We start from the raw sequence: 26,318 nt of genomic DNA on the forward strand, positions 1-26,318 counted from the left end.
CTTACTATTCGGTATTTTATCGCTAATTGTTTAATTATTTACCATCCCATTCTTTGTAAAAGTGCTCCAGGTACAGCAGCATAAAATTGTGTCTCTCTGTGGCAATTGCTTTCCCTGCATCCGTATTCATCATGTCTTTCAACAGCAGCAGTTTTTCATAAAAATGGTTAATGGTAGGAGCGGTGGTATTTTTATAACTTTCTTTGGTGAGGTGTTCTTCCGGTAAGATAGCCGGATCGTAGAGTACCCTGTTTTTAAATCCACCATAAGTAAATGCCCTTGCAATGCCAATGGCTCCAATTGCATCTAAACGATCTGCATCCTGAACAATCTGCATTTCTTTGGACGTAAAACTTGCGCCATCAAAACTATTTTTGAACGACATGTTCTGGATAATCAGTTTAACATGGGCAATCACTTCAGCATCAACCGCAATCGAGGCTAAAAAGGATGCAGCCATATTTGGCCCCAATTCTTCATCGCCGTTGTTAAATTTAGGATCAGCAATATCATGCAACAATGCGGCAAAGGCTACCACCAGTTCATCACCATTTTCTTGTTGATTAATGGTTTGAGCGGTTTTGAAAACACGTTCAATATGGAACCAATCGTGCCCTGCCTCGGCGTCAGCTAATGTTTTCTTAACAAAATCGATCGTTTTTTGAATGGTAGCCTGCATAATCCTAAATTTATTCCAAAGGTATTGGAATTATTTGCAGGGTAAAAGAAATGATATCAACAGTGCCTGCGTATTAGCTCGCCGCCTTTGCCCTGTTCTCATCATCAGCAATAATTTTGATTAAATCATTGTGGTTAAGGGTTAATAAATGAGATACTTCTACCTCTAAAATTGCTGCAATTTGAAACAAACGGTCGATGGTTAATTTACTATAACCGAGCTCAATTTTGCTGTATGCATTTTGAGATATTTTCAATTTCGCCGCCAGATAATCCTGAGTATAGTCTCTGTATTCTCTAATTTTTCTGATATTCCCGGCAACATTCTTTGTCTTTAAAGCCAATACATCTTCCATAAAAAGGGGATAAATTTTTTAATGTTTATTCATTATATACGAAACTTTCACCTCAACAGATTTTAAAAGTATAAATTTTAGCACTATTAAGAATTACGCGAAACGGAGTAATGAACTAAATGTTACAACAAAAAAACAACCTAAATGTTTAAGGGTACTGTTTTTGACTGATAATCAGATGTTTGTGGCGGGTTGAATAGAGGCGATTAGAATAGGAAATGGAATGGATAACAGCATATGATGTGTTTAAGAACTTATAACACATGCAGTGCAAATCAACAAAAAGAAAGGAAGAGAAAATCCAGCGTTCGTTTTTAAGGGTTAATATAAGCCCCAGTCATCTTCAAACTCATCTTTTTCGAAATATTTAACCCATTCGATAAAGAGTAGACGAAATTTTTCAATTTCGTCTAAAACAATGTCTTTATATTCAGGGGTACAGATTTCGAACATGTCTGCTGCCCTTACCTGGGTTTCTAATTCACGGCAATTGGTTCGGATAATAGAGGCATTTTCCATTCTTAAAATATACATATCAGCACCTTCTGCCCCAACAATTTTAGGGCATAACATGAGGGCATTCTGCATAATTAAGTTAGCGGTCATTTCGGCCATTTCTCCCTCTAATGTTTCGCAGAACAGGGCAGCATATTTGTATACGGCTCTTGCCTGGTTGTAAAGGCTTTTAGCCCTGGTTACTTTCAGCCTAACCTTTTCCGCATCAACACTTGATAGATTTTCTTCATCCTCATCATCCCGGCCAAACCGGCTGAAATGCTCCCATTCGGGCATATGATCCATGTCATCAAATTCCATATTTTTCAAAATTTTTTACGTTATGGTACGTAAGAGAGCGTAATATATTAATTTTCAATGAAAAAGACTAGGCCTCAGTTAATGGGGCCCTGCGAGAGCCATCATATAATTCATACTCTAGTAAACGACAGTCTAATTTACCATTATAAAATTCAACTTTTTTAGCAGCTTTTAATCCAATTTTCTTTGCAAGATCAGGATTTCCAGTGAAAATATACCCAGAATAGCCCTTGCATTTCGTTTTCATAAAATCGCCCATGCGTTTATAAGTTAATTCTAACTTGCTATGCACGCCTAAACGCTCACCATACTCCGGGTTAAAAACAACCACACCTTTGCCATCTTCAGGAACTGGTGTTAATTCAAAATCACAAACTTCGAATTCGATTAAAGTATCAACCCCTGCAGTTTTAGCATTTCTCCGGGTTACTTCAACCGCATCTTCCGAAAGATCGGAAGCTACAATCTTAAGATCAACATTTTTAATTACCTGATCTTTTAAAATTCTGCGCTCGGCGAAAAAATCTTCTTCATTATAACCTAAGATATGCATAAAACCATAATTCATGCGGTATAAACCAGGTGCACGGTTGGTTGCAATCAGGGCTGCTTCGATGGCTAAGGTTCCAGAACCACACATGGGGTTAATAAATGGGGATTTTTTATCCCAATTGGTAGCTAAAATAACCCCGGCGGCCAAAGCCTCTAACATAGGTGCCTTTCCGGGAATTTTACGGTAACCATGTTTGGCAAGAGTTTCGCCGGAAGTATCCATAAAAACATCTGCATCTGCATCTTTCCAGTATAAATGTACTACCGTTTTATTCGCATCAGATCCAGAATTAGGGCGAATGCCTTTTTTCTCTTTCATGCGGTCAACTATGGCATCCTTTACTTTTAAGTTTGCAAAAAGTGGTGTCGTAATATTTGGGTTATCCACATTTGAGGTTACCGAGAAATAACCCGAAAAATCAATCAGTTCTTCCCACTCAATGGCTGCAATTTCTTTATATAAATCATCGGGTGTTATGGCCTTGAAACTTTTGATGGCATATAGAATCTGACTGGCACAGCGCAAGTTCAAATTTAGCTTTATACACTCTGTAAGGGTGATGTTGAGCTCAACGCCTGTAGCAAAAGACCGCTCGATGGTATAACCTAAAGCCGTAACTTCTTCTTGTAAATAAGGCGAAAGGCGCTTGTTGCAGGTAATAATTACCTTGCTTTTATTGTGGAAAACTTGCATCATAATATATGCGAAGTTATCAATAAAATTATAGAGATTTGATGTTTATAGTACATTAAGTAGTATTAGATATGGAAATTAAAGGAAAAGTACACGAAGTAGGTGCCACACAACAAGTAAGTGAAACGTTTAAAAAACGTGATTTAATAGTAGAATACGCAGAAAATCCAACATACCCAGAATATATCCGTTTTGAGGCTTTACAAGATAAAACTGCATTATTAGATACATTTAAAGCAGGCGATGAGGTTGAGGTTTTCTTTAATTTACGTGGTCGCCCCTGGACAGATAAAGCAGGTAAAACATCATATTTTAACAGTTTGGTTATTTGGCGTATAAATGCAGTGGCAGCAGGTGCTCCGGCAGCTACGCCAGCTTATGCAGCTCCGGTTGATGTAAGTAATGCACCAGGTGAAGATGATGATTTGCCTTTCTAAATAAAGAATCTTTTTTAAGCAAACAATTTTGAACCATGCCGAGGCTTTAGCCTCGGCATTTTTTTTTGCCCCTCCGCCAGTGCCTGCGCTGTTAAAATATGTTAAAAACAAACACTTCACTTCACTAATCAGTATTTTTGATATCTGTTTAGATTTAAGAAGATTATGCCCCGGTTTTTTTAATTTTAAAACCAATCTAGTTCATGAAGAAAAAGAGTTTTTGGTTAATTACTGTTTTAATGACGGTAGCTTTGCTTGGTGTTTTTGTAATGCAGTTGTATTACATCAGGGAATCGTATAAACTAAAATCTCAGCTTTTTGATGAACAGGTTAATCAAACGCTAACATCGGTAGTCAATAAAATACAACGTAGAAATGTTGCCGATCACTTAAACCGGAAAGATGCTGAAAATAAGCTGAAGCAATTACAAGACTCCAGGCAACGTGCGTTAGATATTAAAGATTTGCGCCAGCAATATGTACAAGAGACAGAACTAAGACAGGCGGAAAGGGAAAATCAGATTGAGAATTACTTAAACCAGCAAGATAGTATTATCCGTGTATCTTATCGGGCGCCGAATGTGATTTCTGAAATGGAATATACTTCGCTGACTTCGAAAAACGGCGATAAGCTGGATTTGCAGATGGATGCTTTCATTGATGTTAAAAGCCTTATTTTAAAAGGTTATAGCATGCGCACAAAACCTTTTGCTGCGCCACCAAAAGCATTCGAATTTAAAAGTTTACAAAGCTTGCCAGATACGTTAAGGTATTTAGTTTACGATCCTGGAAATGCTAAGCCACTTACAGTGAGCGTTCCAAAGATTTCTGACGATTTAGAGAAAAAATTTAAACGTGAAGATGAAATTGAGCGGAAAAAACTGGAACTTAAAATTGCAGCACTGGGTAAGGATACTTTTTCGTATACCCGATCGAGTGTGGTTGAGGATGTATCTAAAGAACTGCAGGAAACCAATGTGCCAATTTACAAACGCATTAATTTTAGCTCTTTAGGCCGTTTATTAAAACAAGAACTCCTGGCCAATAATATTTCACTGGAACCTGCTTATCGGATTTCGTTAGCCAGAAAAGATTCGACCATTTTCATGGCGGCTGCTAACGTTAAAGGTGAGTTTTTACCCGAGAATACCTATAAAACACCTTTATTTGGAAACGATATCTTTCGCGATCCCGGAATGCTTTTGGTCAGTTTCCCGGATAAAAATTCGGCAATTATTTCTAACCTCAGTGCAACACTCGCCTCATCAATCGGTCTGTTACTTGTACTTGTTTTCATTTTCTCTTATACGCTGTATGCTATATTAAAGCAGAAGAAACTGTCGGAAATGAAAACAGATTTCATCAATAACATGACGCACGAGTTTAAAACCCCGGTGGCTACTATTATGATTGCCAGTGAAGCTTTGAAAGATCCGGAAGTGACAGAGGATAAAGCCCGTTTAAAACGTTTGGCAGGGATTATTTATGATGAAAATGTTCGGCTGGGTAGTCATATCGAACGTGTTTTAAGCATTGCCCGTTTAGAAAAAGGTGAACTTAAAATGGAAAACGCCGAAGTAGATGTGAACGATTTGATTGTGATTGTGCTGGATAGCATGGAATTGCAACTGCAGAAAAGGAATGCCATTATCAATGTACATACCGACGCAGAGCATGCGGTTATTTATGGCGACGAGCTACACCTATCGAATGTAATTTATAACCTTATTGATAATGCCAATAAATACAGCAGCGGTACTCCGGAGATTACCATTACTACCCGCAATACCGGCAAGAATTTAATTATCGAAATAGCAGATAAAGGCATTGGTATGACCAAAGAGCATGCTAAGCGGATTTTTGATCAGTTTTATAGGGTGCCAACGGGTAATTTACATGATGTTAAAGGCTTTGGACTGGGTTTAAATTATGTTCAGGATATTATTAAAAAATTGAATGGAACAGTTAAGGTAAGTAGCGAAAAAGATAGAGGAACCACGTTCGAAATATCTTTACCTTTATAAAAGTGGAGTATTAATTTAATCTACAGTATAAATTAAACCGTTACGCATATTCAGAATCAAACCTTCAGCGTGGGTAATGCCATATTTGAATAAAAACGAGAAAATGAAACCATCATGATTTTTCAAATCACAAGCAGATGAATAACCGGCTCAAGCCTTCTTAAGCACCGTTAAAACAGCTGCATTGGTGAAAAATCCGATCGCTTCATCACAATTGAAAATAAATTATATACTAATGAAAAAAATACTTCTGGTAGAAGACGACCCCAATTTAGGTTTATTGTTACAAGACTATTTGCAGCTAAAAGGCAAATTTGATGTAGTATTATGCACCGATGGTGAGGATGGATTAAAAACGTTTAATAAGCAGAACTTCGATTTGTGTATTTTAGATGTGATGATGCCTAAAAAAGATGGTTTTACCCTGGGGAAGGATATCAGAAAGGTAAACACGCAGGTGCCCATTATTTTTGCAACGGCTAAAACCATGCTGGAAGATAAATCTGCTGCCTATGATTTAGGGGGTGATGACTATATTACCAAACCTTTTCGTATAGAAGAGCTTTTATTGCGCATTAATGCCATGTTTAAACGTGTGGCCAATAAGACAGATAACAATGATGAGGCTGCCGAAACGCAGTTTTCTATCGGTCAATATCATTTTGATTATACTACTCAGATTATTACCGATAACGATCACCAGCAAAAACTTTCTACCAAAGAAGCCGAGTTGTTGCGTTTATTGTGCTTGAAAAAGAATACCGTTTTAACCCGTGAAGAAGCACTGTTAAGCATCTGGCATGATGATAATTACTTTAACGGACGGAGTATGGATGTGTTTTTGAGTAAGTTGCGTAAATACCTTAGGGCTGATCCGGCAGTTGAAATTATTAACGTGCACGGAAAAGGCTATAAGTTGTTGGTGAGTTAATTAGATCAGTTCGCCATCCTGAACTTGTTTCAGGATCATCATGAAGCCGATTTATCGTCATTTCGACTGGAGTGCAACGGAATGGAGAAATCTTTTATGGATCTCTCCGCTACGGTCGAGATGACGGATCGATGAATTAGATATATAAATCCTCCTGAATAGCGGGGATGATATTCCTTTCCTGAGCCAGTTTAAATAAAGTATCAACCGCTTTACGGCCTTCTTCGCCAAGGTTTATACTGTATTTATTTACATATAATTCGATGTGTTTGTACATCACACTTTCTTCCATGGCCTGGGCATGCTGACGGATAAAATCGATGCCCGATTTTGGGTGTGCAAAGGCAAACTCTACCGACTGTCGGACCAGGCGGTTTACTTTTAACTGTACCTCGCGGTCTAGATTACGGTTGATTACGATTCCGCCTAATGGAATAGCACAGCCCGTTAGTTTTTCCCAATAATCGCCTAAATCAACAATCTTGGTTAAACCTTTATCCTGGTAAGTGAACCTGTTTTCGTGAATAATCAGTCCTAAATCAATCTGCTCATTAAGTAAAGCCGATTCAATTTCCGAAAAAACAAGTTCCTGCTTGTTTTGTAAGTGGGGATAAGCAATGCCCAGCAAGAAATTTGCAGTAGTATATTTCCCTGGTATGCCAACCCTCAGTTTGGAATTTGGTGTTTGCAGTTCAGTGTCTTTTTCTCCGTTAAAATGATTTTTGCTAATCAATAGCGGACCCACGCCGAATCCGAGGGCACTCCCGGCATCCAGTAAGGCATACTGGTTGGCAACATAGGCAAAGGCATGGAAACTTAACTTGGTGATGTCTAATTCGCCCCTAAGCGCCTTTTGATTTAAAGTTTCTACATCATCATAAGAAACCTCAAATTCTAATCCTTCCGTATCAATTTTATGGTGAATTAATGCGTCGAAAATGAATGTATCGTTAGGGCAGGGAGAAAATCCAAGTGTAAGTTTCATCTATTTATTTTTTTTCAGTTGTTAGATGGACCTTTGACAATTAAAATAATTATTTTAATGGTGTCGGGTTCATAGATCAAAATTAAGTACTGTGGTAAACTAATCAGTCATAATCAGTTCATTTCTCCAACAAAAGCAATGGCCCAGTCGTTTAAATTTTTAATGGCCAAACCAATTTTCCAATTGTCTTTATTTCGGGGTTCTACATAATTAGAGATACTTCTGATCTGTAAACAATCTACATTTAACTGTTTGCAGGCATAAAAAACAGCAGCACCTTCCATGCTTTCGGTCGTTGGATTTAACCTCTTAATTAGATTTTTAATGCTTTTTTCGCTTCCCGTTACACAGTTCACGGTGATGCCTTTTGCTATCGGCAGGCTAACACTTTGGTGTGTTTTTGAGGTATAGTGGTTCTCCCCAAAACCTAAATCGCTTATGGTTAAAAATTCGTCTCCATTTTCGGCGCCCAGTTCGGCAAAAGTATCCTCCGTAATATGTAATACCGTACCTAAGGCCAGGTTCCGGTCAAAGCTTCCGGCAATGCCGAAATTTACCACAAGGTCGTATTTAGATGAAAGATGTTTGCCAAGGGCAAAGGCTGTTGCTACCATTCCAACGCCTGTAATCAGCAAATCGAAATTTTTACTTTCTACAAAATCTCCATCCGGCAAGTTAAAATGCTGGTAAAAGAAGGCAAGTTCGGCTTTTGTAGCAGCAACAACTAAAGTTTTCATAAGGTAAAGTTAATGAAATGGCGCGAAGTCTGATGTGTAGGTACTATGGCCGATGTAATATGGATGATGGAATAAAAATTCGATGCAAATTGAAGTACTTGCATTTTGCTTTTGAAATGATGATTAATAACATCTTCCATTATCCCTCATACATTTTCCATACCTTAAACCTTTATCTGTATATTTGCATTTTATTTTATAGTAATGATTTACATAACGAGAAAAGCATCATTTAACGCGGCGCACAAATTAGCCCGTACCGATTGGGATGATGATAAAAACAACGAAGTTTATGGTAAATGTGCCAACCCCAACTGGCATGGCCATAACTATTGGTTATATGTTACAGTTAAAGGCGAAGTTAATCCGGAAACAGGTTTTCTTGTTGATTTAAAATGGCTGAAAGACGTAATGAATGATTATGTGGTAGATAAGGTTGATCATAAAAATTTAAATCTTGATGTAGATTTTATGAAAGGCAAGCTGGCTTCAACTGAAAATCTGGCCATAGAAATCTGGAAACAATTATGGGCACCGATTGCAGAGAGCGGCGCAGTTTTACATTGCGTAAAAATATACGAGACCGAAAATAATTTTGTTGAATACTTTGGTTAAAAACCCGAATTAATGAGCGATAAAGACGTATTGAAAGGCGAATCGAGAGACGGTTATGTAAAAATAGACCGTTACAACGAAGATAAAATTGAAGCTGTAGCTACACATTATAAAGATATTCTTGGCCAGTTGGGTGAAAATCCAGAACGCGAAGGTTTATTAAAAACACCCGAGCGCGTAGCTAAGGCGCTGCAATATTTAACACATGGTTACGATTTAAAACCTGATGAAATTCTGAAGGGCGCCATGTTTGAAGAAGATTATAGCCAAATGGTTGTGGTTAAGGATATTGAAGTATATTCGATGTGCGAACACCATATGTTGCCATTCTTTGGTAAAGCACATATTGCCTATATTCCGAACGGACACATTGTGGGTTTAAGTAAAATTCCACGTGTAGTTGATGCTTTTGCCCGCCGTTTACAGGTACAGGAGCGCTTAACGAACGAAATCAGAGATTGTATTCAGAATACCCTTAACCCCATGGGCGTTGCGGTGGTGATGGAATGCAGGCATTTATGCATGTCAATGCGTGGCGTGCAAAAACAGAATTCGGTAACCACAACCTCGGCCTTTACAGGGACTTTTTTAAGTAACGATAAAACAAGAGCAGAGTTTTTAAGGTTAATTACCGCAAGTTTAGATTAACCCCCATCCCCCTTGAGGGGGTATGGATTTAACAATAATAATTTAACTAAATATTTAATTTCCCCTTTAGGGGATTAAGGGGTATGAAAGCATATATTTTTCCCGGACAGGGAGCACAGTTTGTAGGCATGGGCAAAGATCTTTACGAGAACCCAAAAGCTGCAGCATTATTTGAACAAGCCAACGAGATTATTGGTTTCCGTATTAGCGATATTATGTTCAGCGGAACAGATGAAGAGCTTAAACAAACCAATGTAACCCAACCGGCAATTTTTTTGCATTCGGTTATTTTAGCTAAAGTGTTGGGCGATGATTTTAAACCAGATATGGTTGCAGGCCATTCTTTAGGCGAATTTTCGGCTTTAGTGGCTGCAAATGCATTAAGCTTTGAAGATGGATTAAAACTGGTTATTGCGCGTGCAAATGCCATGCAAAAGGCTTGTGAAGCACAACCATCAACCATGGCTGCCATTTTAGGTTTAGCTGATGATGTAGTGGAGAAAATCTGTGCCGAAATTGATGCGGTTGTTGTTCCTGCAAATTATAACTGCCCTGGGCAATTGGTCATTTCGGGCAGCATCGAAGGCATTGACCTGGCTTGCGCTAAATTAACAGAAGCAGGCGCTAAAAGAGCTTTAAAATTAAATGTGGGTGGTGCATTCCACTCTCCTTTAATGGAGCCTGCAAAAATTGAATTACAGGCAGCTATAGAAGCTACTGCTATTTCTGCTCCAATTTGCCCGGTTTATCAAAACGTTGATGCAAAGCCGTATACAGACCCAACTGAAATTAAAGGCAATTTAATTAAACAATTAACCGGTGCTGTACGTTGGACACAAACAGTAGGGAACATGCTTGCCGATGGTGCAACTGAATTTGTAGAAGTTGGCCCAGGTAATGTGTTACAAGGATTGGTTAAAAAGGTAAGCCGCGAAGTACAAACAAGTAGTGCTGCTATAGCTTAATTTTATTCAAAATAGAATATTAGTGCCAACGCCATAAACTCAGCTGTTTATGGCGTTGTTTTTTATCAATATTTAATATCTTTATCCGTAGATGAAAATGAGCTTTGGTGTAAAAATAAGATTTCTATTGCTTGTTTTAGGCTGTTGCCTCATTGCAACTTCTATTTCGTTAAGCCGCTTTACCACCAAAAGCGAACTTCTGGAGCACGATGCACAAGAAATTCAGCACAACCTTTTAATCAAAGAAAAAGCTGTTCAAAGTTTTCTGGCCGATAAACAGCAGGTTGCCAGAGCCAAACAATTTCATCTCAATCCTAATCATGCAATAGATTTTATCAAAACCTACCGCACAAACAGCGGCATAAACCTGTTAACCTACCAAAATAATGAGCTTAAATTCTGGAGTACCAATAAAGTTTCTGAAATAGATCCGGCTACAATAAAAGAAGGTAGCTCGGTTTTGTTTTTTTATAATGGCTGGTACGAGGTAATTAAAAGCACCCAGGGAAATTTTAGCTTTATTTTCCTGATCACCATTCAATCTCAATATCCTTTTAAAGAAACAAAATATTTTAAAAATGATATCGATCCAATTTTATCAACCACCAAAATATTAACGTTTGCATCTTTTACGGATAAGGATGTATATGTGATAAAAAGTTTGGACAATAAGTTTTTATTCGGACTTAAGGTTAAACCAGGTTATGCAGAAACCCATTATTCGGGTACACAATTATGGTTATTTGTTGCCGGGATGTTATGCATCTGCATGTTTTTTAATTCTTTAAGTTCGTTTATTGCCAGACGCGGACATATTGCATGGGGTACGTTTTTGTTATTGTTTTTCTTCTTAACCTTTAGGTTAACCGATTTATATTACGGTTGGTTTAACCACAGGTTTACCTTAGATCTGTTTGATCCGAGAATATATGCCGATAATTTCCTGATGCCTTCTCTGGGCGATTTTCTGTTAAATGTAATTGCATTAACCTGGCTGCTCTTGTTTATGTACAACCATAAAGAACAGTATAAGTTTCCGGGATGGATTAAGCGGAGCAAAATAATTGGAGTGGTTATTCAGGCCGGATTAATGGTGCTGATTGGTCGGATAGTTTGGGATACCGATGATATTTTCTTCGGATTGATTTTTAACTCTAAAATTAATTTCGATATCGTTAATATCCTTAAGCTCAGCGGAACCAGCTGGGTAGGCATTGTGATTTTATGTCTGGCCTGGTTTCAGATTTACCTGATCACTGCCGTTTCGGCAACAGTAAGCAGTCAGTTAAATGTTAGCAATAAAGAGCGGGTTATTATTTTTTTAATTGGTTTTGCAGGTGTGTTTATCTACAAAGTAGTGGTAGATTTTAATGCATTTTTTATCGTTTTTGCCCTGGTGTTATTTATCGTGGCGCGGGCTGTTTATTTAAAGGAAAAGAACTTTTCAATCGGCATGTTTGCCATCGTATTTTTCTGCCTGGCTTTTAATACCTCCATTAAATACACCAAGTATAAAGATATTAAAGAAAGAAGTTTACGCGAGCCTTTGGCCAGAAAAGTGCAATCATCAGAAGATCCGAATGCTATTATTGCTTTAGGTACTTTGGGTGATGAAATTGTTAAAGATAATTTTCTGACCAACTATTTTAGTCAAAACAGAAAAGGCAATTATGCCGTACTCAAAAACCACATTAAAGATTATTTAGATGGCTATTTAAACCGGTATGATTATCAGATCTATCCATACGACAGATTGGGTGCTGCGATAGAAAATTCTGATACCCCACCAATTGATAAATATAAAAACCTGGTCGAGGCCGGCTCGGTCAAGATTGATGGATCTAACTTTTTTTATCAGGTTAACAATACATTTGGTTACCAGGATTATTTTGGAATCATTTCCGTTGTAAATAATGGTAGTTTATTAGGCACACTCGTGATCGAACTCCGGTCCAAACCATATAATTATAACAATCGGCTACCCGATCTTTTGGGCGATCAAAAATTGATCAAAGATGAAGATTTTAAGGGTTATTCTATTGCCTTGTACAGCAATAATAAATTGCTTAATCAATCTGGAAATTATACCTATCCTTTAGATGGCAGCATCTTTAAGGGTAAAAAGGATGATTTTATCACGAGTAATGACAATGAACTTCGTTATAGCCATTTAATTTATAAGCCTACTAACAGTAAAATGGTGGTGATCAGCAAAGAGAAAGTTGATTATGTAGAGCGTTTGGCAGCGCTATCATTTTTCTTCCTGATATTTATCATCTTCTCCTTGTTACTGTATGGTTTAATATGGTTAATCAAAAATCTTGATGACGATAAGGTAGGCTGGTTTAGTATCAACAGGTCGTTGATGATTAACGCCAATAAGATTTTGTATAAAACCAGAATCCAGGTTTCTATTGTATTGGCCGTTGTGGCCACGCTGGTTATTGTAGGTTGGGGAACTTATTATTACATGAACAATGAGTACCGTGGACAGCAGGATGCTATATTAAAGGATAAAATAAGAAAGGTTCAACAGAATTTTGAAAAGCAGATTTTCAGTAATGGCATTATTGCAAATGATGAGAGTGCTGCTGCAGATTTTAACAACTTTGCCGATATCAATAATGCCGATTTAAATTTATACGACCTCAGTGGCAACCTGATCATGACTACCTATCCCAAACTCTATAATTATAAAATTATCGGTAAAAAAATGGGACCATATGCCTTTGCTTCTTTAGAAGGACTGCATCGGTCAGAATTTATCAACGCTGAAGAAAAAATTGGCAATTTAACCTATGCTGCTGCATATGCCCCGATTAGGAACGCTCAAAATAAAACAATTGCCTATATCGGCCTGCCGAATTACTCTACCGAAGAAGAATATACCGATAAACTGGCGCTTTTTGTGAGTAACCTGATTAATCTATATGCACTGGTGTTTGTGGCTATTGGCGTATTGGCTGTTTTTTTGGCCAATCAGATTACCAATCCCTTAACTTTTATTCAGGATAGCATTAGTAAAACTAAAATCGGGCAAAAGAACGAGCCTATTATATGGCGCAGGCATGATGAGATTGGCTCTTTAATTAAGGAGTATAACCATATGATTGCAGCCCTGGAAGATAGTGCAATTAAGCTGGCCAGATCGGAGCGGGAGAGTGCCTGGCGCGAAATGGCGAAACAGGTTGCCCACGAAATCAAAAATCCGTTGACGCCTTTAAAATTAGGTGTTCAGTTGTTGGAGAAATCGTGGAAAGAGAAAGACCCTAACTTCGAACTGAAGTTTAATAAGTTTAGCAAATCTTTTATAGAACAGATTGATAGCCTTTCGAAAATCGCTTCTGAGTTTTCTAATTTTGCCAAAATGCCCGATACCAACCTGGAGCGTCTTTCTTTACTTCCTATTATTGACCAGGCAAGAGAAGTATTTAAAAGCACTGAAAATGTAACCATTGACGTGTTAAATAAAAGCGATAAGGACATCGAAATCATGGCCGATCATGATCAGCTTCTAAGGACGTTTAATAACTTACTTAAAAATGCAATAGAAGCTATAGATGAAGAAACTTTATGCTGCATTACCATTATTGTTTACGTGGATGCAAAGAATGCATATATAGAGATAAAAGATAATGGAAAAGGTATTCCGCCTACCCTGCACGATAAAATATTTGTGCCGAACTTCACGACCAAAACATCAGGTACGGGTTTAGGCTTAGCCTTTGTTAAGCAGGCTGTAGAAAACGCAGGCGGTTCAGTTAAATTTACTTCGATAAGCGGTTTAGGAACAACGTTCTATTTGAACTTTCCTTTAGCTTAAATTAAAATAACAGGTAGAGATTTAATTAATCAGGTGGTGGGGTTTATCTCAGCTCCACTTGAGCCTTACCCATGGTATTACCGTCAGCATATAAAATTACGGTATATATGCCCTTTATAAATGGCTTAGGATTTGCCCAGTCGATAACATAGGTGCTGTCATCGTTATTGTAGTTTATAAAAATAGAATGGCTGAACTGCATATCCTGCCCATCAGCCTCAAAATGGTTTCCCTCGTCGGCAAGTAAATTCCCTGCCGGATCGAATACCCGAAGATAAATGTTGTGATGTCCTTTTTCTGCTAACTGGTTAGGCACCACATTAAAGCGTACACTTAACTTCTCTGCAGTAGATGATTTAGTTACTTCGACTTTTTTACCGCTTGATTTGGTTCTGAAAGCAATAATTTCGGCCGATTGAAGTTTTAAGGCTGCTGCGGTTTTAACTTTTGCATTTAGATTGGAATTTTCGTTCTCTAAGTTCGATGCCTTATTGCTGATGTTTCTTAGGGTATTCTGTAAGCTATCGCGACTATTTTTCAGAAAAATATTGTCTTTCTGCAACTGAATAATCTGATCATTGTAGTTTTTTACAAATGTTTTCAGCTCATTAATCTGTGCATTGGCTTTGTCGAGTTCGCCCTGGGTAATCTGGCTTTTCTCTAAAGCCGTTTTAAGTTCTTCAATTTTTACACGGGCAAGCTTCTGTTCTTCAACAAGTTTCTCATTTAAATCGAGGTTTAAAGCATTAACCTTATCCAGCTCAACCTCAATCTTTTCTACCTCAAGCCTTAGTTTATCCTTCTCTGCACTAACAGTAACAAATCGCTCACTTTGCTGTCGGTCTTTAAAAAACAAGTAAGCATTTGTGCCAATTAAAGCTGCAATAACGATGACCAGGAAGTAAATTTTGTTTCTATCACCCTTATTAATCTTTTGTGGTTCCATTTTTAATAACGCTGTATCTTCTGTAAATTAATATACTTTTGTTGTCCATAGGTAAATGGGTGTACACAATTAATTTTAGCAGGGCGCAAATTAAAATTTTTAATAAACTTATAAGAGTTTTTAAAAAAAATCGTTTACTTGCTAATGTTCATTTGTATTCAAATCAACATAAACACACAACCTGAATAAAAAATAAGACAGAAATAATGCTTAAAAACTTCCTATACGCACTTTTATCTTTAACTGTAGTACCTTATATATTAAATGCACAACCTTTATCAAAAATTGCACCAAAAAGGGAGTTTAGAGGTGTTTGGGTGGCTACTGTTACCAATATCGACTGGCCATCGAAGCCAGGTTTAAGCATTGATCAGCAAAAGCAGGAGCTGATTGGTATTTTAGAAAGACATAAAAGCCAGGGAATGAATGCAATTATTTTGCAGGTTAGACCGGCAGCTGATGCATTTTACGCAAAATCAAGAGAGCCCTGGAGCCAATGGTTAATGGGTAAACAAGGTTTAGCACCTGCCCCCGGTTACGATCCTTTGGCCTTTGCCATTAAAGAAGCCCATTTCAGGGGAATGGAACTTCACGCCTGGTTTAATCCTTACAGGGCCAGTATGAGCAGTACGGCTGTTTTGAGTGAAAACCATGCTTATCGTAAACATCCCGATTGGTTTTTTACCTATGGTGGCAAAAAGCAGTTTGATCCGGGTATTCCAGATGTAAGAGAATATATTGTTCAGGTAATTTTAGATGTGGTAAAGGGATATGATATTGATGGTATTCACTTCGACGATTATTTTTACCCTTATAAAGTAGAAGGGCAGACCATTAACGATGGCAATACTTTTTATAAATACCCCAATAATATTTCTGACATTAAAGATTGGAGGCGCAATAATGTCGACTTGCTGATCAAACAGTTAGATGATAGTATTCACCATTATAAAAAATGGGTGAAATTTGGCATCAGCCCGTTTGGCATCTGGAAAAATAAGTATGAAGATCCGGAAGGTTCTGCTACCAGTGGTTTATCCAATTACGCAGAACTTTTTGCCGATAGCCGTAAATGGGTGAGGGAAGGCTGGGTAGATTACATCAATCCTCAGATTTATTTTACGTTTACCAGAAGAGTAGCACCTTATGGCATTTTAGTTGATTGGTGGAGCAATAACACTTTTGGCAGGCATGTTTATATCGGACAAGGTGCTTACCTGGTTAATTCGAGGGCAGAAGCCGCATGGAAAAACCTAAATGAAATACCCAATCAGATTAGATACATCAGAAATAACAACCGGATTCAGGGTAGCGTGTTTTTTAGTTCCAAATCGTTAAGTACGGTTGCTAAGGCCGTTGGCGATTCGCTAAAGAACGATTTTTATAAATACCCTGCTTTACCGCCACAAATGCCATGGCTGGATGAGGTGCCGCCAAATGAGCCTCAGGCTTTAACGGCTGATGCGTTAAAAGATGGTGTACATTTAAAATGGCAACTTCCGTTAAAGGCAAAAGATGGAGAAACGGCTTCGGGATTTGTAATTTACCGGTTTAGTGAAGGAGAGAAAATCTCGATTCTCGACCCGAAGAATATTGTTAAAATAAGCTTTGAAGATTATCTTTCATTTATTGATACCAGTGTAGAAAGTGGAAAGCGGTATAGCTATCTGGTAACGGCGCTAGACCGGTTAAAAAATGAAAGTGAACCTAGCGGGCCTGTTGGCATTGAGGTCCCGTTAGCGAAGGAGTAACAGGCTTTATTCATCCTTTTTATTGGTCGATTCTCTTTCCACAACAGCTGGATCGAGCACAATATGTTCCATATTGGCGTATGGGCTCTCCTGATTAATCATTTTCAGAAACATTTTAGCGCATTCTTTGCCCATTTGTGGTGCATGCTGATCAATGGTTGACAGGTTAGGTGTAATGTAAGCGGAGAACGCCTCATTGGCGAAACCAATTACGCCAACTTCAGGCGGTGTTTCATCAATCTCTTTAAGTTTTTTAATTACGCCCAGTGCCGTAAAATCATCACCTGCAATAATAGCATCGGGTTTGTTTCTGCTGCGCATTAACTTGCCCGCACCAAACCGACCATCTTTAATGGATAAACCTCCGAAAATAATATGCTCTTCTATTAGTGGAAGATGATGGTCTGCTAAAGCGGCTTTGTACCCTTCTAACCGATCGTTAAATATTTTAATCTGATGAACGGTGGTTACAAATGCAATTTTTTTATAGCCCTGATCGATTAAATGTTTCGTAGCGATATAACCTGCCTTGAAATCATCAAGCGTAATGGTAGGGACTTTTAATGCTACGTTTACACGATCGAATAGTATAAGGGGTTTATTTTGTTTAATAATTTCGGCAAAGTGCGAAACATTCTCTGTTTCTAAAGACATGGAGGCCATAATGCCGTCTACCTGCGCCTCCAGCAAGGTTTTTACACCATTTATTTCGTTCTCTACAGATTCGTTGGATTGATAGATAATAACGCGATAGCCGCTGTCTTTCAGGCCATCTTCTATACAATGGATGATAGATGCAAAAAAATGTGCCTGTACACTGGGCACAATTACACCAATGATATGGGTTTTACCAGATTTTAATGCAGATGCGAGTTTATTCGGGCTATAATTTAATTTTTTAGCCATTTCAACAACAGCCTTTCTGGTCGTATCACTTATCGCCGGAAACCCGCTAAGCGCCCTTGAAACAGTTGATACTGTAATATCAAGCTCCTTTGCTATATCATATATGGTGGTTTTCTTTTTCAATTGCAGAGGGGGACAATCAATTCTAGCGTAAATTTACTAAACCTTAATAATAATGTTCTTTTTATACATAAAATATAACAAAACATAAAAACCGAGCACATAGGTTATGGCCCAAACTAAGGAGGCATTTATGGGACTAAAAAACGGAGTATAGCAGGTTTCGTAAAATCGGACTAATAGTCCTGTTTTTGTACCGTCAGGTTTGGTAATCTGGATGAGATTTAATACCCGGGGCATTAATCCTGCTAAGAAAAAAACGGTTATGGCATTTACACCATAAACAACAAATGGAGTGGTGAATTTTTTATAACCCTGAACATCGATGATCCAGTAACAAAGTGCCAAGCCTATAGAAGCCAACCCACCTGCATAGAGTACATATGAGCTTGTCCACAGGGCTTTGTTAATCGGGAATTGTAAATCCCAAAGCAAACCTAAAATTACCGAGGTTATGCCGGTCGTGAATAACCAGGCCACCTTAGTTGGATTGTCTACATCCTTTCTGCGCATCCAAACACCAACCAGAATGCCAAATAAGCAGGTTCCTATTGCAGGTAATGTACTTAGAATGCCCTCCGGATCCCAAGTTTTAGATGATGCCCAGGTATGTGCTTCGGTTAAAATTCCGCGGTCGATCCAGGCGGCCAGGTTGGTTTCTTTTTCGAGGTTTGGGTAACCCACCCCAGGAACCGGAATAAAGGTCATTAAGGCCCAATAAACAGCAAGTATTACAATTAATGTTTTGAATATCGTTTTGTTAGATACCTTGATGAAAATGATACTGCTGATGATGAAAACTATGCCGATTCTTTGTAAAACACCCAAAAGCCTTACTGTTTGAAAAGCCTCCCAGATAGATCTGCCATCTATTATGGCGCTGATGATTTTCCCGAAAATGGCCAGGAAAAACCCGAGTAAATAAAGTATAATGCCACGTTTAATGGCTTTTATGATTGTTTTTTGATGGGTGGTTGGGTCTGTTTTGCTGCTGCTCATGGCAAACGCAATGGATACACCAACAATCCATAAAAAGAATGGGAAAATTAAATCGGTGGGTGTACATCCATTCCATTCCGCATGCTCTAAAGGTGCGTAAATATGCCCCCAGCTGCCCGGATTGTTCACTAAGATCATTGCGGCTACGGTTAACCCCCTGAAAAAATCAAGAGATAGTAAACGTTGTTTAGGTTCGGTCATGGCTAGTTTGTTTGGGGTTCAGCAAACTAATTTAGAGTATTGTTTTTAGAATGAGAAATAATTGGATCACTACTAAGTTTGGGAAGATGCTTTTTCATCCTGAACAAAGTGAAGGATCTTTTGCAAAGTTGCCATATGGTGTCGATGAGTTTTGTCTGATTAACTTTTGTGGTTTATCGTTACAGATGCTTCGCTAAGCCCAGCATGACAACAGAGGAGAATGCTGCTTTTTGCCATACAACGACTCGGAAAACCTCATTGAAACCTGATTCTCTTACGAAAAATTTGGATCATCATAGCAAAGTCCTATGTTCAATAAACCTGACCGACAGCGTTATCCCGATTTAAGATTAATTTGTTTTTATCGTTTTTTATCGGGATTAAGCAAAGGGCAGGACTAGCGAGACCGATGTAGTACAGGCACTGCTTTCCAAAAAAGAGTTGCTTTTTTCAGCATATAGATATCTCCATTTCGTTACTCTTCAGTCGAGACGATAAGACTTTCTTGAGATGCTTCGCTATGCTCGGCATGACCATTTGTCGAGGCTAAACCTCGAGGGCAAAAAAAAACCTGCTTCGAATGAACGAAGCAGGATTACTATTTATTTTCTTTTTTAATTAATCTTCAAATTTCCAACGTACAAAAGCTTCCATTGCTTCGTATTCTGCAAGGCCAAGCTCATCGTAAGCTTTTGCTGTATCGCGATTACGGTCTTCGGCACGTTGCCAGAATTCCCTTGAATCATCACCAGGGAAAACTGCCCGGTCTTTTTGGCTCTGGTGTTTGAAAATAGCATATTTTTTACGCTCAAGCTCTTGTGGCGAAATTGGAACGGCCATTTCGATTTCATGCGTTTCAAATTCGTGCCATGCACCACGGTACATCCACAACCAGCAATCTTGTGCCCAGGCTTCGGTTTTACGTAAGCGCTTTAATGCTTCTAAAATAATATTGAAACAAACAATATGCGTTCCGTGTGGATCTTCAAAATCGCCTGCTGCATAAACCTGTTGAGGTTTAACTTTTTGTAATAATTCTATTGTAAGTTCGATATCCGCATCAGTTACCGGGTTTTTCTGAACCTTTCCACTTTCGTAGAAAGGAAGTGCCTGGAAATGGATATGATCATCTTCAAGACCGCAATATCTTGCGCCGGCAATAGCTTCACCTTTTCTGATCAGTCCTTTAACTGTTTGGATCTCTGGAGTATCAATCTGGTTTGGTTTTTTCTGCTCAATAAAGGCTCTCATTTTGTTATAAAGATCCTTTAAGTGCGTATTGTCCATGCCCATTTTCTCTGTGAAATCTACATTGAACTCCACAAAACGCAATGCATCGTCATCCCAAACTGCGGTATTACCTGAAGTTTGGTAAGCGACATGTACATCATGTCCCTGGTCAACCAGGCGGAGAAAAGTACCGCCCATCGAGATCACATCATCATCAGGGTGAGGAGAGAAAATAATGACTCTCTTCTTCGCTGGTTCTGCTCTTTCCGGACGTTGAGAATCATCAGCGTTCGGTTTGCCACCTGGCCAGCCGGTAATGGTGTGCTGTAATTTATTGAAAATATGAATATTGATATTGTACACTGGTCCTTTTTCAGTTGCCAGTTGCGCCATACCATTATTGTTGTAATCGTCTTCCGTTAATTTTAAGATCGGTTTTTTCAAGGTGTTGGCCAACCAGATCACCGCTTTGCGGATCAAGGCATCGGTCCAAACGCAATCTTTAACCAACCATGGTGTGTAAAAACGAGTTAATTCTGATGCTGCAGGTGCATCAAGGATAAACTCCACATGGTCAGAAAGCTGAAGGAAAGTTGCCGGAACATCGCCTGAAATTTCGCCTTCAACTGCTTTTTTGATGATCGAAGCTTTTTTACGGCTCCAGGCCATTAATATAATTTCCCTTGCTTTGAAAATTGTACCAATACCCATGGTAATGGCTTTTGTGGGTACAAAGGTTTTTCCACCGAAATCGCGTGCAGCATCACGACGGGTTAAATCATCTAAGGTAACTAAACGGGTACCAGAATTTGGTGCAGAGCCCGGCTCGTTAAATCCGATGTGACCTGTACGACCGATACCTAAAATCTGGATATCAAGACCACCAAGATCACCTATTTTTTTTTCGTATTCCAGACAGAAAGCAGGAATGTCTTCCAGTGCAAGCGTGCCATCAGGGATGTGAACGTTCTTCTTATCAATGTCGATATGATTGAAAAGGTTTTCGTTCATAAACGTAACATAACTTTGTGCCGCAGTTGGCGCCATTGGATAGTATTCATCCAGGTTGAAAGTAATTACGTTTTTAAAACTCAAGCCCTCTTCTTTGTGCAGTCTAACCAGTTCGGCATAAACTGCAATTGGAGTAACACCTGTTGCTAAGCCCAGTACTGCAGGTGTGTTGTTTGCTTGTTTTGATTTAATGAGCTCGGCAATGCGGTGTGCTACATTAATTGAAGCAATTTTTGGATTTTCGAACACGCTTACCGGTAATTTCTCGAAACGTGTCTCCTCCAGTAGATTTAATCTAGCCATTTTTTTTATATGGATTTTAATGTACGGAGCAGTAAATATAGAGAGTTATGCCCAATTTGTAACAAAGGTTATTTACTTTTATTGCAAGTATTTATATAAAATTCGATTAAAGGGGCAGACAAACGTTTGATCTTTTTCAGATAAAAAACCAATATGAACACACAGATTGAAAAGTTGTATTCGAAAGCAGCGAAATCGGAACGGTTAATTATAGGATTGATGAGTGGCACATCAATGGATGGGCTGGATATTGCGCTTTGTTTGGTTAAAGGAAGCGGTGCCGATACCGATATCCAAATTTTAGAATTTAAAACCGGCAATTATTCCGATGATTTCAGGGCCAAAATAAAAGCCGTTTTTTCTAAAAAAGAAGTCGACTTACAGCTGGTATGCCTGATGAACGAACATATTGCAAATACCCATGCACAGCTCATAAACGAAGCGCTAAAAGAATGGGGTTATCAAAATGAAGCTATCGATTTTATTGCCAGCCACGGCCAAACGATTTTTCATGCGCCAAAATCTCTGCATCAACTGGCCGATTACCCCAATGGTACCTTACAAATTGGTGATGGTGATCATATTGCATTAAGGACTGGAATCATCACCCTTTCTGATTTTAGGCAAAAACATTTGGCTGCCGGGGGCGAAGGTGCGCCATTGGCTGTGTATGGCGATTATTTGATCTTTTCGAAAGCCGGTGAAGATCGGGTGATGTTAAATATAGGTGGCATAGCAAATTTCACTTATTTACCAGGAAGTACCGATGCCAGTGAAATTTTTTCGACGGATGTTGGCCCCGGAAATACCTTGATGGATCAGTATATGCAAAAGCACTTTAATCAATTTTATGATAAAAATGCCGCTGTCGCTTTGGCTGGCGAATTTAATTCCAGTCTATTGGCTGCGCTGTTAAATTGCAGCTTCTTTGATTTAGATTTCCCTAAAACGACGGGGCCGGAGCTATTTAATCTGGAATATTTAATCCGCGCACAAGAACAGTCTTCAACAACAAATTTAAGTAAGGAAGATGTGATGGCTACCCTATGCCATTTTTCTGCAGAAACCACTACCAATGCAATTAAACGTTGTTTTGGTGATGATGCTAAAGCACAGGTTTTTATGAGTGGCGGCGGAATGCATAATCCTTTACTGGTGCAGCTTCTTCAAAGCAAGCTACCTTATTGCAAATTCCAAACCACTGATGATTTAAATATTAATCCCGATGCAAAAGAGGCTGTTTTGTTTGCTGTGTTAGCCAATGAAACCCTTTGCGGAAAACCGATCAGTTTTGGAAACAGGCAAGGTGTACCCTCGGTTTGCATGGGTAAAATTAGTTTGCCAGCTTAATAAAATATGATCGTTTTACGAATTGTAAAGCAGTTTGTACCTGTTAAAAATTTGGTTTGTGCGGTATTTTGTTAAATTTGTTTTAACACTAATCTTCTAACAAAACCAAATTTTATGGAAAAAAGTTACCTAAAATGGTCACCAGGATTCTTCGCGATTTTGTTGATCCCATTTCTGCTGCTCTTATTTACAGGAATGGCACAGGCACAAAACAAACGGTATACCATAAGTGGTAAGGTTACCGATGCCTCTAATAACAGTCCTGTCCCTGGCGCTGTTGTAAAAATTATGAATACCAATCTCGTAACAAGCACAAGTTCATCCGGGACGTATAGCTTTTCGGTTGATTTGGCGCCGGGTAAATACCAGATACAGATTTCTTTTATCGGCTTTAAATCAAATATCGAATCTGTAATACTTGGCGATAATACCACCGTTCAGGCCAATAGTGCTTTAAGTGGCGATGCAGTGGGGCTGGATGAAGTTATTGTTACGGGTACCTCTCAGGGAACTACCCGTAAACAGCTCGGTAGTTATGTGAGTACAGTAAAGGGTGATGATTTAAATAAAGCACCTAGTGGAAATGCCCTGGCCTCACTACAAGGTAAAACACCTGGTGCACAGATTAGTCAAAACTCCGGTGATCCGGCAGGAGGGATATCTGTTCGTTTAAGAGGGGTAAGCTCGGTTAACTCATCTTCTGAGCCACTATACATCATCGATGGTGTAATTGTAAACAATTCTACAACCAGAGTAACCAATACCTCAGCCAATTATGATGGTGGAAACTTTGTTGGAAGTATTGGACAAAACCGGATGGTGGATATCAGCCCGTCTGATATTGATCATATTGAGGTTTTAAATGGTGCTGCCGCTGCAGCAATCTACGGATCGAGGGCAAATGCAGGCGTAATCCAGATTTTTACCAAGAGAGGTAAAACCGGCGAGCCGCAAGTGAGCTTTAGCACAAGTTTAACAATCAGCGAGCTTCGTAAACAAATTGAGGTAAACCAGGCGCCTGTTCGGTTTGGGGACAATGCGAACTCTGTGACGCAAGATGTTATTCAAACAGTTCCACCCACTCCTGGTGCCACTCCTGTTTTACAGACCGCGAAAACTCCAGTTACCAGATATAACTATCAGGACTATATTTTTCATACCGGTGTAGGTACTGATAATTCCGTTTCTGTTTCAGGTGGAAACGATAATACCAAGTTTTACACCTCGGCAGGGTATTTTTTAAATCAAGGGATTATAAAGAATACAGATTTCAAAAGAATGAACTTCAGGGCAAACCTGGATCAAAAGATTAATAACTGGGCTAAAATGACCGCTGGCTTTAATTATATACACAGTGATGCCAACGAAAAACCAGATGGGAATTCATTCTTTTCACCAATGAACTCAGTTACTATTATTGGTAATTTTCACGACATTTTTGCAAGAGATGTACTTGGTAACTTACAGGCTGTTGGCGAACGCGGCCGTGTAAATCCGGTTTCTGTTATTGAAGATATCAAGCAGCGCCAGTTTACCAATCGTATTATTGCCAATTTAGGCTTAAAGCTTAACCCGGTAAAAAACCTAACTATCGATTACACCATGGGGGTTGATAATTCAATTCAAAACGGAACAACATTTATTCCGCCCTTTACCTATAATGTAAGTACGGGTTTTTATGGTGGCGGAGCTAGTTTAGACCCGTCGTTAAATGGTTATGCGAGTGCGGCAAATGCCACTACCACACTATTTAATAATGAATTAAATTTTACCTACGATGCAAAAATATCTGATCTGTTAAGTTCTACAACGCAATTGGGTGGTTCTTATCAATATCAAAAAGACCTGTACAGTTTGCTAAACGGACGTGGGTTAGCGCCTTTTGTTCAGGTGGTAAACGGAGCAAGTACTGTTTTGGCAAATGTTGATAGTCGTTCAGAATTTTCCATTAGCGGCGCTTATTTACAACAAAATTTTAAATATAAAGACCATTTGTTTGTAACTGGAGCCATTAGAGTAGATCAATCTACTGTATTTGGGGAAGACAATAGAACGCAATTTTATCCTAAGGCTAATGTGAGTTATGTATTGTCATCTGCCGATTATTGGAAAGATTTTGGTGTATCATCATGGTGGAATGCTTTCAAACTAAGAGCCGCTTATGGCCAGTCAGGAAATTTAACAGGGATTGGCGCATACGATCGTTTCAACATTTATTCACCAAGTGCGCTAAACAGCAAAACATCTTTAACCTCTTTAGCAACATTGGCTAATACTGGTGTAAAACCAGAGCGCCAGAAAGAGCTTGAAATCGGTACAGATATGTCATTTTTTAACAATCGCTTAGGTTTAACTTTTAGTTATTATAATAAAAACGTAACTGATTTATTATTACCGGTTGTAATTGCGCCAACAACTGGTTTTTCTAGTCTGTTAGACAATATCAGCGGTACTTTAAAAAATAAAGGGATCGAGTTAATGCTTACCGGTGTGCCAGTTAAAACGGAAGACTTTAGCTGGACATCGACCCTGATCTACAACAGAAATAGAAATAAAATTGAGGGTTCAGGTGCACAGAGATTAATTTCAACCAATGCTGGCGCACCTGTTTCCATCACTGATGGTTATCCGGTTGGTGTTTTTTATGGGACATATTTTGAGCGGACATCCACCGGAGATATTGCAACAAACCCTGCTGGTATTCCTTTAACTGCAGGTCAGGCTGCAGGTAATGTTTTGCGTAAAGTAATCGGCGATCCGAACCCAGATTATACAGGGTCTTTTGTCAACGATTTTACCTACAAAAAATTAAGCTTACACATTCAATTGGATGCTGTTCAAGGTGGGGATGTATGGAATGCGGATTGGAGAACTCGTCAAGGTGTAGGTAATGGCAAGGTTGCTGAAGCAGAGCAGCTGGGCCAATTGCCCAGAGGTTACGTGGCTGGTGCATATAATGTAGAAGAATGGCGTATTGACGACGGATCTTTTGTGAAATTGAGAGAGATTTCTTTAAGCTATAACATTGGAAAGGTAAAGTTTGTTAAAGATCTTACCATAAATATTAGTGGTAGAAACCTGGTTTCATGGGATAATTATAAGGGCTATGATCCAGAGTTAAATGCAGGTGGCCAATCAACAATTTTAAGAAATATCGATTTTGGTGCGGTACCGATTCCACGAACGTTTTCTTTCGGTTTACAAGCTAAGTTCTAATTAATTGAAAAAATAAATCATATT

General features: G+C 38.7%; 20 protein-coding genes. 10 read left to right on the plus strand and 10 right to left on the minus strand.

From position 1 onward, the window contains the following. Positions 1–34: 34 nt before the first annotated feature. The 4 genes from CA265_21840 to CA265_21855 all read right to left on the minus strand — a co-directional run bounded on the left by CA265_21840 (position 35) and on the right by CA265_21855 (position 3,096). Positions 35–679 (minus strand): phosphohydrolase, encoded by a 645-nt coding sequence (locus tag CA265_21840; protein ID ARS42154.1) that lies wholly within the window; start codon positions 677–679, stop codon positions 35–37. 73 nt (positions 680–752) lie between these two features. Beyond that, positions 753–1,034 (minus strand): transcriptional regulator, encoded by a 282-nt coding sequence (locus CA265_21845; GenBank protein ARS42155.1) that lies wholly within the window; start codon positions 1,032–1,034, stop codon positions 753–755. 321 nt (positions 1,035–1,355) lie between these two features. Continuing rightward, positions 1,356–1,850, minus strand: a complete 495-nt coding sequence (locus CA265_21850) for a hypothetical protein (protein ARS42156.1) — start codon at positions 1,848–1,850, stop codon at positions 1,356–1,358. Positions 1,851–1,917: 67 nt separating this feature from the next. Continuing rightward, positions 1,918–3,096, minus strand: a complete 1,179-nt coding sequence (locus CA265_21855; GenBank protein ARS43091.1) for an RNA methyltransferase — start codon at positions 3,094–3,096, stop codon at positions 1,918–1,920. Between the two features lie 71 nt (positions 3,097–3,167). Here CA265_21855 and CA265_21860 point away from each other — a divergent pair, with 71 nt between their 5' ends. The 3 genes from CA265_21860 to CA265_21870 all read left to right on the plus strand — a co-directional run bounded on the left by CA265_21860 (position 3,168) and on the right by CA265_21870 (position 6,488). Beyond that, positions 3,168–3,533 carry a hypothetical protein gene (locus tag CA265_21860; GenBank protein ARS42157.1) on the plus strand — a complete coding sequence of 122 codons (366 nt, stop codon included), beginning with the start codon at positions 3,168–3,170 and terminating at the stop codon, positions 3,531–3,533. Positions 3,534–3,736: 203 nt separating this feature from the next. Further along, the gene (locus CA265_21865) at positions 3,737–5,557 is read left to right on the plus strand and encodes a two-component sensor histidine kinase (protein ID ARS42158.1); all 1,821 of its coding nucleotides are present in this window, start codon (positions 3,737–3,739) and stop codon (positions 5,555–5,557) included. Positions 5,558–5,792: 235 nt separating this feature from the next. Then, positions 5,793–6,488: a DNA-binding response regulator gene (locus CA265_21870; GenBank protein ARS42159.1), complete on the plus strand. Its 696-nt coding sequence runs from the start codon at positions 5,793–5,795 to the stop codon at positions 6,486–6,488. A gap of 136 nt (positions 6,489–6,624) precedes the next feature. Here the strand turns inward: CA265_21870 and CA265_21875 are convergent, their stop codons facing one another. Next, positions 6,625–7,473 (minus strand): 1,4-dihydroxy-6-naphthoate synthase, encoded by an 849-nt coding sequence (locus CA265_21875; GenBank protein ID ARS42160.1) that lies wholly within the window; start codon positions 7,471–7,473, stop codon positions 6,625–6,627. A 113-nt stretch (positions 7,474–7,586) separates the two neighbouring features. Next, on the minus strand, positions 7,587–8,210 hold the full coding sequence (locus CA265_21880) for a futalosine hydrolase (protein ID ARS42161.1): 624 nt from the start codon (positions 8,208–8,210) through the stop codon (positions 7,587–7,589). Between the two features lie 204 nt (positions 8,211–8,414). On the opposite strand from CA265_21880, the gene CA265_21885 reads away from it, so the two are divergent. From CA265_21885 to CA265_21900, 4 genes are all read left to right on the plus strand, one after another. Beyond that, positions 8,415–8,825: a 6-pyruvoyl tetrahydrobiopterin synthase gene (locus tag CA265_21885; GenBank protein ARS42162.1), complete on the plus strand. Its 411-nt coding sequence runs from the start codon at positions 8,415–8,417 to the stop codon at positions 8,823–8,825. A 12-nt stretch (positions 8,826–8,837) separates the two neighbouring features. Continuing rightward, positions 8,838–9,473 (plus strand): GTP cyclohydrolase I FolE, encoded by a 636-nt coding sequence (locus CA265_21890; protein ARS42163.1) that lies wholly within the window; start codon positions 8,838–8,840, stop codon positions 9,471–9,473. A gap of 83 nt (positions 9,474–9,556) precedes the next feature. After that, positions 9,557–10,438, plus strand: coding sequence for a [acyl-carrier-protein] S-malonyltransferase (locus CA265_21895; GenBank protein ARS42164.1), 882 nt, complete (start codon positions 9,557–9,559; stop codon positions 10,436–10,438). A 91-nt stretch (positions 10,439–10,529) separates the two neighbouring features. Beyond that, positions 10,530–14,261, plus strand: a complete 3,732-nt coding sequence (locus CA265_21900; GenBank protein ID ARS42165.1) for a two-component sensor histidine kinase — start codon at positions 10,530–10,532, stop codon at positions 14,259–14,261. A 43-nt stretch (positions 14,262–14,304) separates the two neighbouring features. Here CA265_21900 and CA265_21905 read toward each other — a convergent pair whose 3' ends face one another. After that, positions 14,305–15,207 (minus strand): hypothetical protein, encoded by a 903-nt coding sequence (locus CA265_21905; GenBank protein ARS42166.1) that lies wholly within the window; start codon positions 15,205–15,207, stop codon positions 14,305–14,307. A gap of 206 nt (positions 15,208–15,413) precedes the next feature. Between CA265_21905 and CA265_21910 the strand changes: the two genes are divergently transcribed. Then, positions 15,414–16,958 carry a glycoside hydrolase gene (locus CA265_21910; protein ID ARS42167.1) on the plus strand — a complete coding sequence of 515 codons (1,545 nt, stop codon included), beginning with the start codon at positions 15,414–15,416 and terminating at the stop codon, positions 16,956–16,958. Between the two features lie 6 nt (positions 16,959–16,964). Here the strand turns inward: CA265_21910 and CA265_21915 are convergent, their stop codons facing one another. From CA265_21915 to CA265_21925, 3 genes are all read right to left on the minus strand, one after another. Then, the gene (locus CA265_21915; GenBank protein ARS42168.1) at positions 16,965–17,987 is read right to left on the minus strand and encodes a LacI family transcriptional regulator; all 1,023 of its coding nucleotides are present in this window, start codon (positions 17,985–17,987) and stop codon (positions 16,965–16,967) included. Between the two features lie 36 nt (positions 17,988–18,023). Continuing rightward, positions 18,024–19,184, minus strand: a complete 1,161-nt coding sequence (locus tag CA265_21920; protein ID ARS42169.1) for a DUF5009 domain-containing protein — start codon at positions 19,182–19,184, stop codon at positions 18,024–18,026. 618 nt (positions 19,185–19,802) lie between these two features. Beyond that, positions 19,803–21,728, minus strand: a complete 1,926-nt coding sequence (locus CA265_21925) for a glucosamine-6-phosphate deaminase (protein ID ARS42170.1) — start codon at positions 21,726–21,728, stop codon at positions 19,803–19,805. A gap of 153 nt (positions 21,729–21,881) precedes the next feature. On the opposite strand from CA265_21925, the gene CA265_21930 reads away from it, so the two are divergent. Further along, entirely contained in the window at positions 21,882–23,078 is a 1,197-nt protein-coding gene (locus tag CA265_21930) for an anhydro-N-acetylmuramic acid kinase (protein ID ARS42171.1), read from the plus strand. 114 nt (positions 23,079–23,192) lie between these two features. Beyond that, on the plus strand, positions 23,193–26,294 hold the full coding sequence (locus CA265_21935) for a SusC/RagA family TonB-linked outer membrane protein (protein ARS42172.1): 3,102 nt from the start codon (positions 23,193–23,195) through the stop codon (positions 26,292–26,294). Positions 26,295–26,318 lie beyond the last annotated feature (24 nt).

The organism is Sphingobacteriaceae bacterium GW460-11-11-14-LB5 (genome assembly GCA_002151545.1).
Lineage (GTDB): Bacteria > Bacteroidota > Bacteroidia > Sphingobacteriales > Sphingobacteriaceae > Pedobacter.